Here is an 11,418-nt window from a genome sequence, read left to right as displayed (position 1 = left end):
TTTGTGAATCTTAGGAAACGGGACCGATTATGGATAACTTGCGCTTCTCTTCTGCGCCGACAGCAGATTCCATTGATGCATCGATCGCTCAATACTACCCGGGCTGCGAGCCTGTCGCGATTATCGGCTACGCCTGCCATTTCCCTGAATCGCCGGATGGCGAAACGTTCTGGCAAAACCTGCTGGAAGGTCGTGAATGCAGCCGACGCTTTACGCGCGAAGCGCTCCTGGCCGTCGGTCTGGATGCCGCCATCATTGACGATCCTCATTATGTCAATATCGGTACGGTGCTAGACAACGCCGACTGCTTCGACGCCACCCTGTTTGGCTATTCGCGACAGGAAGCGGAATCGATGGACCCCCAGCAGCGCCTGTTTTTGCAGGCGGTCTGGCATGCGCTGGAACATGCCGGTTATGCCCCTGGTGACGTCCCCCACAAGACCGGCGTTTTCGCCTCTTCCCGGATGAGTACCTACCCCGGTCGCGAAGCATTGAACGTGACAGAAGTCGCGCAGGTAAAGGGGCTGCAATCTCTGATGGGCAATGATAAAGACTATATTGCCACCCGCGCCGCGTACAAACTCAACCTGCACGGCCCGGCGTTATCGGTACAGACCGCCTGCTCCAGCTCGCTGGTTGCCGTGCATCTGGCCTGTGAAAGCCTGCGCGCAGGCGAATCCGATATGGCGGTTGCCGGCGGCGTGGCGCTCTCTTTCCCCCAGCAGGCGGGCTACCGCTACCAGCCCGGAATGATTTTCTCTCCTGATGGTCACTGTCGTCCCTTTGACGCCTCGGCTGAGGGCACCTGGGCCGGTAACGGTCTCGGCTGCGTGGTGCTGCGTCGCCTGAGAGACGCGCTGCTGTCAGGCGATCCGATTATCTCGGTGATCCTCTCCAGCGCGGTCAACAACGACGGCAACAGAAAGGTCGGCTATACCGCCCCTTCCGTCGCAGGGCAGCAGGCGGTCATCGAAGAGGCGTTAATGCTGGCGGCCATCGACGACAGGCAGGTAGGTTACATTGAAACCCATGGCACCGGCACACCGCTGGGCGACGCGATTGAAATTGAAGCGTTACGCAACGTCTATGCGCCTCGCCCGCAGGATCAGCGCTGTGCGCTCGGTTCCGTGAAAAGTAATATGGGCCATCTGGATACCGCGGCGGGCATTGCCGGACTGCTAAAAACCGTTCTGGCCGTCAGCCGCGGGCAAATTCCTCCATTACTGAATTTTCACACGCCAAACCCGGCGCTGAAGCTTGAAGAGAGCCCCTTTACCATACCGGTGTCGGCGCAGGCGTGGCAGGACGAAATGCGCTATGCCGGCGTCTCCTCCTTTGGTATTGGCGGCACCAACTGCCATATGATCGTCGCCTCGCTGCCCGACGCGCTCAACGCGCGCCACCTCAATACGGATGGTGGCAGAAAAAGTACCGCGCTGCTGCTCAGCGCCGCCAGCGACAGCGCGTTGCGGCGGCTGGCGGCGGATTATGCCGGGGCGCTGAGGGAGAATGCGGATGCCAGCGATCTGGCCTTCACGGCCCTGCACGCGCGCCGTCTCGATCTTCCCTTCCGCCTGGCGGCGCCATTAAACCGTGAAACCGCCGCTACGCTGAGCGCCTGGGCCGGTGAGAAATCGGGGGCGCTGGTTTACAGCGGCCACGGCGCCAGCGGCAAGCAGGTGTGGCTGTTTACCGGCCAGGGCTCGCACTGGCGCACCATGGGTCAGACAATGTACCAGCACTCAACGGCGTTTGCCGACACGCTGGATCGCTGTTTTTCCGCCTGTGGCGACATGCTCACGCCGTCACTGCGCGAAGCGATGTTTAACCCCGACTCTGCGCAGCTGGACAATATGGCCTGGGCCCAGCCGGCGATTGTCGCCTTTGACATTGCGATGGCGGCGCATTGGCGCGCTGCAGGACTGAAGCCAGACTTCGCCATTGGCCATTCCGTCGGTGAATTCGCCGCTGCCGTCGTCTGCGGCCACTATACGATTGAACAGGTCATGCCCCTGGTTTGTCGACGCGGCGCACTGATGCAGCAGTGCGCAAGCGGCGCGATGGTGGCGGTATTTGCAGACGAAGATTCGCTGATGCCGCTGGCTCGCCAGTTTGAGCTGGATCTCGCCGCCAACAACGGCACGCAACATACGGTATTTTCCGGACCGGAAGCCCGTCTCGAGCTATTTTGCGCCACACTCTCGCAGCATGACCTTAACTATCGACGCCTGAGCGTAACCGGCGCGGCGCACTCCGCTTTACTGGAACCAATACTCGATCGCTTCCAGGCCGCCTGCGCGGGTCTGCTCGCCGAGCCGGGGCAAGTACCGCTGATATCCACACTCACCGCGGACGTTATTGATGAGTCAACGCTCAACCAGGCGGATTACTGGCGCCGACACATGCGCCAGCCGGTGCGTTTTATCCAGAGTATTCAGGTGGCGCATCAGCTCGGCGCCCGCGTTTTTGTTGAAATGGGGCCCGATGCCCAGTTGATTTCTTCCGGGCTGCGCGAATACCGCGATAACGCATACTGGATAGCCAGCGCCCGGCGTAACCAGGAGGCGAGCGCTGTCCTTAATCAGGCGCTTCTCCAGCTGTACGCGGCAGGCGTCACCCTACCGTGGGCTGACCTACTGGCGGGCGATGGACAACGTATCGCTGCGCCATGTTATCCGTTTGATCGTGAGCGTTACTGGAAAGAGCGCGTCTCCCCGGCCTGCGAGCCTGCCGACACAGCGCTGTCTGCCGGGCTGGAGGTGGCGAGTCGCGCCGCGACAGCGCTCGATCTCCCCCGCCTGGACGCACTCAAACAGTGTGCCACGCGACTGCACGCCATCTATGTCGATCAACTGGTACAACGCTGTACTGGCGATGCCATTGAAAACGGCGTGGACGCCATGACCATCATGCGCCGTGGACGTCTGCTTCCCCGCTACCAGCAGCTACTCCAGCGCCTGCTGAATAACTGCGTGGTCGACGGCGATTACCGCTGCATCGATGGGCAATACGCTCGCGCCCGCCCCATTGAACATCAACAGCGGGAATCACTGCTGACGGAACTTGCCGGTTATTGTGAAGGTTTTCAGGCTATTCCCCACACCATCGCCCGTGCCGGCGATCGGTTATATGAAATGATGAGCGGCGCGGAAGAACCGGTAGCGATTATTTTCCCGCAAAGCGCCTCCGACGGCGTGGAGGTGCTGTATCAGGAATTCAGCTTCGGCCGCTATTTCAACCAAATCGCCGCCGGGGTATTACGCGGCATGCTCCAGACTCGTCAGCCCCGCCAGCCATTGCGTATTCTTGAAGTTGGCGGCGGAACCGGCGGCACCACCGCGTGGCTGCTGCCGGAACTCAACGGCGTTCCGGCGCTGGAGTACCATTTCACCGATATCTCGGCGCTGTTCACCCGCCGCGCCCAGCAGAAATTCGCCGATTATGACTTTGTGCGTTACAACGAGCTGGATCTCGAAAAAGAGGCTCAGTCTCAGGGGTTCCAGGCACAGTCTTACGATCTTATTGTGGCGGCGAACGTGATTCACGCCACCCGCCATATTGGCCGCACGCTTGATAATCTGCGCCCCCTGCTCAAGCCGGGCGGGCGTCTGCTGATGCGCGAAATCACCCAGCCAATGCGTCTGTTTGATTTCGTTTTCGGCCCGTTGGTCCTTCCGCTACAGGATCTCGACGCCCGCGAAGGCGAGTTATTCCTCACCACCGCTCAGTGGCAGCAACAGTGCCGCCACGCCGGATTCAGCAAAGTAGAGTGGCTACCGCAGGATGGCAGCCCGACTGCCGGGATGAGCGAACATATCATTCTCGCTACGCTCCCCGGTCAGGCGGTCAGTGCCGTAACATTCACCGCGCCATCAGAACCCGTATTGGGGCAGGCGTTGACGGATAACGGTGATTATCTCGCCGACTGGTCTGACTGCGCAGGTCAACCCGAACGGTTTAACGCTCGCTGGCAGGAGGCCTGGCGCCTGCTCTCACAGCGTCATGGCGACGCTCTCCCTGTGGCTCTCCCCCTCGTCGCCGCCCCGGAGTGGCTGGGGGAGGTTCGCTTAAGCTGGCAAAACGAAGCTTTTTCCCGCGGTCAGATGCGCGTTGAAGCCCGTCATCCTGATGGCGAGTGGCTGCCGCTATCGCCCGCCGCGCCTCTTCCTGCGCCGCAAACGCATTATCAATGGCGCTGGACGCCCCTCAACGTCGCCAGTGTTGGCCATCCGCTTACCTTCAGCTTCAGCGCCGATACGCTTACGCGCCGCGACGAACTGGCGCAATACGGCATCATTCACGATCCGCACGCATCTTCGCGACTGATGATTGTTGAGGAGAGCGAGGATACGCTGGCCTTAGCGGAGAAAGTGATGGCGACGCTCACCGCCAGCGCAGCCGGATTGATTGTGGTCACTCGCCGCGCCTGGCGAGTAGAGGAAAATGAGGCACTTTCTGCGTCCCATCACGCGCTATGGGCCTTGCTTCGCGTCGCGGCCAACGAACAGCCGGAACGGTTGCTTGCCGCCATCGATCTCGCCGAAAACACCCCGTGGGAAACGCTGCATCAAGGGTTGAGCGCAGTCTCACTATCACAGCGCTGGCTTGCCGCACGGGGTAACACCCTCTGGCTCCCTTCACTGGCGTCCAATACGGGCTGCGCCGCCGAATTACCGGCAAACGTGTTTACCGGCGACAGCCGCTGGCATCTGGTGACCGGAGCGTTTGGCGGATTAGGCCGCCTTGCCGTGAACTGGCTCAGAGAAAAAGGGGCACGACGCATCGCCCTGCTGGCACCGCGCGTGGATGCGTCATGGCCAGGCAACACAGCGGACGTGGAGATTCGCGTCTGCCGTTGTGATGTGGGCGATGCAGGGCAACTGGCCACGGTTCTTGACGATCTGGCGGCCAACGGCGGCATTGCCGGAGCGATTCATACCGCTGGCGTATTGGCTGACGTGCCCTTGCAGGAGCTTGATAACCACCAACTGGCCGCTGTTTTTGCGGTAAAAGCGCAGGCGGCAAACCAGCTGTTGCAAACCCTGCGCAACCACGACGGACGCTATCTTATTCTCTACTCTTCCGCTGCCTCTACCCTCGGCGCGCCGGGTCAGAGCGCCCATGCGCTGGCCTGCGGCTACCTGGACGGGCTGGCCCAGCAGTTTTCCGCCCTTGATGCGCCGAAAACGCTCTCTGTCGCCTGGGGCGCATGGGGAGAAAGCGGCCGGGCGGCCACGCCGGAGATGCTGGCAACGCTCACCAGCCGTGGTATGGGCGCGTTAAGCGATGCCGAAGGCTGCTGGCACCTGGAACAGGCGGTGATGCGCGGCGCCCCGTGGCGACTGGCGATGCGCGTTTTTACCGACAAAATGCCCCCGTTACAACAGGCTCTGTTTAACACCAGTGCCACAGAAAAAGCCGCAACGGCTGTCATTCCTCCTGCTGATGACAACGCCTTTAACGGCAGCCTGAGCGATAAAACGGCGGTGATGGCATGGCTGAAAAAGCGGATTGCGGTTCAGCTAAGGCTGAGCGATCCGGCGTCACTGAGCCCAAACCAGGATCTGTTGCAACTCGGCATGGACTCGCTGCTCTTCCTTGAACTCAGTAGCGATATTCAGCACTACCTGGGCGTACGCATCAATGCGGAACGGGCGTGGCAGGATCTGTCGCCTGATGGACTCACGCAGCTTATCTGTTCTAAGCCAGAGACGACGCCTGCCGTATCGCCGCCGGAAGTGTTGCAGCACGACGCCGACGAGCGTTATGCGCCCTTCCCTTTGACGCCCATTCAGCACGCCTACTGGCTGGGGCGAACCCACCTCATTGGCTATGGCGGCGTCGCCTGTCACGTCCTGTTTGAGTGGGATAAACGCCACGATGAGTTCGATCTCGCCATACTGGAGAAAGCATGGAACCAGCTCATCGCACGCCACGATATGTTGCGCATGGTGGTTGATGCCGACGGGCAGCAGCGAATCCTGGCGACAACGCCGGAATATCGCATCCCACGCGACGATCTGCGCGCGCTTTCCCCGGAAGAACAACGCATCGCGCTGGAAAAACGGCGGCATGAACTGAGCTATCGCGTTTTGCCTGCCGACCAGTGGCCTCTTTTTGAGCTGGTGGTCAGCGAAATCGACGATTGTCATTACCGCCTGCACATGAACCTCGACCTTTTGCAGTTCGATGTGCAGAGTTTGAAAGTCATGATGGACGATCTGGCACAGGTCTGGCGCGGCGAAACGCTGGCGCCTCTCGCTATTACCTTCCGTGATTATGTGATGGCTGAACAGGCGCGCCGACAGACATCGGCATGGCACGATGCCTGGGATTACTGGCAGGAAAAACTGCCGCAACTGCCCTTGGCGCCAGAGCTGCCGGTGGTTGAGATCCCCCCGGAAACGCCACACTTCACCACCTTCAAATCGACGATCTGCAAGAAAGAATGGCAGACCGTGAAACAGCGTTGGCAGCAGCAAGGCGTCACACCGTCTGCCGCGCTGCTCACGCTGTTTGCCACTACCCTTGAGCGCTGGAGTCGCGCCACGGCATTTACGCTGAACCTGACTTTCTTCAATCGTCAGCCGATCCATCCGCAAATCAACCAGTTGATTGGTGATTTTACCTCCGTCACGCTGGTTGATTTTAACTTCTCAGCGCCGGTGACGTTGCAAGAGCAGATGCAGCAGACCCAACAGCGCCTCTGGCAAAACATGGCGCACAGTGAAATGAACGGTGTTGAGGTGATCCGTGAGCTGGGCCGCCTGCGCGGGTCACAACGTCAACCGCTGATGCCGGTGGTGTTTACCAGTATGCTGGGGATGACGCTGGAAGGCATGACTATCGATCAGGCGATGAGCCATCTGTTCGGCGAACCCTGCTATGTGTTCACGCAGACGCCGCAGGTCTGGCTGGATCATCAGGTCATGGAGAGCGACGGCGCGTTGACGTTTAGCTGGTACTGCATGGACAACGTGCTGGAACCCGGTGCTGCCGAGGCGATGTTTAATGACTACTGCGCCATCCTGCAAGCCGTCATCGCCGACCCTGAAAGCCTGAGGACTCTCGCCAGCGGCATCGCCGGGCACGTTCCTCGCCGCCGCTGGCCGCTGAACGCGCAGGCGGACTACGACCTGCGGGATATTGAGCAGGCGACGCTCGAATACCCCGGCATCCGGCAGGCCAGAGCGGAAATAACCGAAAAAGGCGCGTTGACGCTGGATATCGTGATGGCCGACGATCCGTCGCCATCAGCGGCGACGCCTGATGAGGACGTTCTCGCCCAGTTGGCACTGCCGTTGCCTGAGCAGGCGCAACTTGATGAGCTGGAAGCGACCTGGCGCTGGCTGGAGGCGCGTGCGCTACAGGGGATCGCGGCTACGCTAAATCGTCACGGCCTGTTTACCACGCCGGAGATCGCCTATCGCTTTAGCGCAATAGTACAGGCGTTGTCCGCGCAAGCGTCTCACCAGCGTCTGCTGCGCCAGTATCTACAGTGTCTGACGGAAAGAGAGTGGTTAATCCGCGAGGGTGAAAGCTGGCGGTGCCGCGTTCCGCTCAGCGAGATTCCTGAGCCTCAGGAAGCGTGCCCGCAAAGCCAATGGAGCCAGGCGCTGGCGCAGTATCTGGAAACCTGTATCGCCCGGCACGACGCCCTCTTCTCCGGGCAGTGTTCTCCGCTGGAATTGCTGTTCAACGAGCAATGGCGTGTGACGGATGCGCTGTATCGCGACAACCCCGCCAGCGCCTGTCTGAATCGCTATACCGCGCAGATTGCCGCCTTGTGCGGCGCAGAACGGATTCTGGAGGTTGGCGCCGGAACCGCCGCCACTACCGTGCCGGTGCTGAAGGCCACGCGGAACACGCGGCAGTCGTACCACTTCACGGACGTCTCCGCACAGTTCCTCAATGACGCCAGAGCCCGCTTTCATGATGAATCGCGGGTGTCTTATGCCTTGTTCGACATCAACCAGCCGCTGGATTTCACCGCCCACCCGGAGTCGGGTTACGACCTGATCGTTGCCGTCAATGTGCTCCACGACGCCAGCCATGTCGTCCAGACGTTGCGCAGATTAAAACTGTTGCTGAAAGCCGGCGGACGTTTGCTGATCGTTGAAGCGACGGAGCGAAACAGCGTATTCCAACTGGCGAGCGTGGGCTTTATTGAGGGATTAAGCGGATACCGCGATTTCCGCCGCCGGGATGAGAAACCGATGCTCACCCGTTCCGCATGGCAAGAGGCCCTCGTTCAGGCCGGGTTTGCCAACGAGCTGGCGTGGCCCGCGCAGGAATCGTCGCCGCTGCGCCAGCATCTGCTGGTGGCGCGTTCGCCTGGCGTAAATCGCCCGGATAAAGAAGCCGTGAACCGCTATTTACAGCAGCGCTTTGGCACCGCTCTGCCCGTTTTACAGATCCGGCAAAGAGAAGCGTTACTTACGCCGCGGCATGCCCCGTCTGATGCGCTGATTGAGTCAGCCAAACCCACGCCAGTTGCCGGGGGGGATCCGGCGCTGGAAAAACAGGTGGCTGAACTCTGGCAATCGCTGCTGTCTCGCCCCGTGGCAAGGCATCACGACTTTTTCGAATTGGGCGGCGACAGCCTGATGGCGACAAGAATGGTCGCGCAGCTAAACCAGAGAGGGATTGCCATGGCTAACCTTCAGGATCTGTTCAGCCATTCGACGCTGAGCGACTTCTGCGCCCAGCTACAGACGGCTACCTCAGGAGAGGACAACCCAGTCGCCCTTTGCCAGGGCGACGGCGACGAAACTCTGTTTGTCTTCCACGCTTCGGACGGCGATATCAGCGCCTGGCTGCCGCTCGCCAGCGCGCTGAACAGGCACGTTTTCGGCCTGCGAGCAAAATCGCCGCAGCGCTTTGCCACGCTTGACCAGATGATCGATGAGTATGTCGGCTGCATCCGTCGCCAGCAGCCTCACGGCCCTTATGTGTTGGCGGGTTGGTCATATGGCGCGTTTCTTGCGGCGGGCGCCGCACAGCGCCTGTACGCCAAAGGCGAGCAGGTTCGGATCGCGTTAATCGATCCCGTGTGTCGACAGGATTTCCGTTGCGAAAACCGCACGGCCCTGCTGCGCCTGTTAGCTGAAGGACAAACGCCTCTGGCGCTGCCCGAACACTTTGACCAGCAAACGCCCGACAGCCAACTTGCCGACTTTATCGGCCTCGCTAAAACGGCCGGCATGGTGTCGCAAAACCTGACGCTGCAAGCGGCAGAAACGTGGCTCGACAACATCGCGCATCTGCTGCGTTTACTGACTGAGCATACGCCGGGCGAAAGCGTTCCGCTCCCCTGTCTCATGGTGCATGCCGCCGGGAGACCCGCGCGCTGGACGCCAGCAGAAACCGAGTGGCAGGGCTGGATAAACAACGCCGACGACGATGTGATTGAAGCCAGCCACTGGCAAATCATGATGGAAGCCCCCCACGTTCAGGCTTGTGCTCAACACATTACGCGCTGGCTTTGCGCAACCTCAACGCAACCGGAGAACACGTTATGATGCCGTCCACCTCTGCAAAACAACGCGTACTGATTGTGGGCGCCAAATTTGGCGAAATGTACCTGAATGCCTTTATGCAGCCCCCGGAGGGGCTGGAACTGGTTGGCCTGCTGGCGCAGGGAAGTGCTCGCTCAAGAGAGCTGGCCCATGCGTTTGGCATTCCGCTGTATACCTCGCCGGAACAGATAACCAGAATGCCGGATATCGCCTGTATTGTTGTGCGTTCGACCGTCGCCGGAGGAACCGGTACGCAGCTTGCCAGACACTTTCTGGCGCGTGGCGTACACGTCATTCAAGAGCATCCTCTCCACCCGGATGACATCCGTTCCTTACAAACGCTGGCGCAGGAACAGGGTTGCTGCTATTGGGTAAACACATTTTATCCGCATACGCGCGCGGGACGCACATGGCTTCGCGATGCGCAGCAGCTGCGTCGCTGCCTGGCTAAGACGCCGCCGGTGGTACACGCTACCACCAGCCGACAGTTGCTCTACTCCACGCTGGATTTGTTGTTGCTGGCTCTGGGCGTTGATGCCGCCGCCGTGGAGTGCGACGTGGTTGGCAGCTTTAGCGATTTTCACTGCCTGAGACTCTTCTGGCCGGAGGGAGAAGCCTGTCTGCTGCTTCAGCGCTATCTCGATCCTGACGATCCAGATATGCATAGCCTTATCATGCACCGCCTGCTGCTGGGCTGGCCGGAAGGTCACCTTTCGCTGGAGGCGAGCTACGGCCCCGTCATCTGGTCATCCAGTCTGTTTGTCACAGACCATCAGGAGAACACCCACAGTCTCTACCGCAGACCGGAGATCCTGCACGATCTGCCGGGTCTGACGCGCAGGGCGGCGCCCCTGAGCTGGCGCGACTGCTGCGAAACCGTCGGGCCGGAGGGCGTCAGTTGGTTGCTACACCAGTTGCGCAGCCATCTGGCAGGCGAACATCCACCAGCGGCCTGCCAACGCGTACATCAGACTGCGTTATCACGTTTATGGCAGCAGATTTTACGTAAGACCGGCAATGCGGAGATCAGACACCTGACGCCGCCGCACCACGACCGGTTAGCCGATTTCTACAACGATGATGATAAGGAGGCGCTATGACTCAATCTGCAATGTGCATCCCGCTGTGGCCCGCCCGGAACGCCAATACTGCACATCTGGTCATGTGTCCTTTCGCTGGCGGCAGCAGTAGCGCGTTTAGCCACTGGCGAGACAATCAAATGGCGAACAGCGCGCTTTCTCTGGTGACCTGGCCGGGGCGCGATCGCCTTCGACATCTGGCACCGGTCAGAAGCATTACGCAACTGGCGGCACTGCTGGCGAACGAACTGGAAGAGACCATATCGCCTGACACGCCGCTTTTACTCGCCGGGCACAGCATGGGGGCGCAGGTGGCGTTTGAAACCTGCCGATTTCTGGAGCAACGGGGGCATGCGCCGCAAGGACTGATTATTTCCGGGTGCCATGCCCCGCATCTGCATTCTGAACGCCAGCTCAGCCATCGCGATGATGCCGGCTTTATCGCTGAACTGATAGACATTGGCGGATGTTCTCCTGAACTGCGGGAAAACCAGGCATTAATGTCGCTGTTTCTTCCTCTTCTGCGCGCTGATTTTTACGCCACCGAGAGCTATCACTACGACTCGCCCGACGTCTGTCCGCCGCTGCGCACGCCTGCATTGTTATTATGCGGCAGCCACGATCGCGAAGCCTCCTGGCAGCAGATCGATGCCTGGCGTCAGTGGCTGAGTCACGTTACAGGCCCAATGGTGATTGACGGCGACCATTTCTATCCCATTCAACAAGCCCGGTCCTTTTTTACGCATATTGTCCACCATTTTCCCCACGTATTTTCTGCAATGACCGCTTTGCAAAAACAGCCCAGCACTTCAGAAAGGTGA

3 protein-coding genes are annotated in these 11,418 nt (G+C 60.1%); all 3 read left to right on the top strand.

The window, feature by feature from the left end; genetic code table 11:
* Positions 1-29 precede the first annotated feature (29 nt).
* The 3 genes from irp1 to ybtT are packed head-to-tail and all read left to right on the top strand — an operon-like array spanning position 30 to position 11,418.
* Complete coding sequence (irp1, locus tag ACCC84_RS07550) at positions 30-9,521, top strand: yersiniabactin polyketide synthase HMWP1 (protein ID WP_371901698.1); 9,492 nt, start codon at positions 30-32, stop codon at positions 9,519-9,521.
* On the top strand, positions 9,518-10,618 hold the full coding sequence (ybtU, locus tag ACCC84_RS07545; protein WP_273869482.1) for a yersiniabactin biosynthesis oxidoreductase YbtU: 1,101 nt from the start codon (positions 9,518-9,520) through the stop codon (positions 10,616-10,618). Before irp1 ends, ybtU begins: the two co-directional genes overlap by 4 nt.
* Complete coding sequence (ybtT, locus tag ACCC84_RS07540; RefSeq protein ID WP_371901697.1) at positions 10,615-11,418, top strand: yersiniabactin biosynthesis thioesterase YbtT; 804 nt, start codon at positions 10,615-10,617, stop codon at positions 11,416-11,418. Before ybtU ends, ybtT begins: the two co-directional genes overlap by 4 nt.

The organism is Serratia odorifera, assembly GCF_041448735.1.
GTDB lineage: Bacteria > Pseudomonadota > Gammaproteobacteria > Enterobacterales > Enterobacteriaceae > Serratia_F > Serratia_F odorifera.
This window is presented reverse-complemented; position numbering and strand designations above follow the sequence as displayed.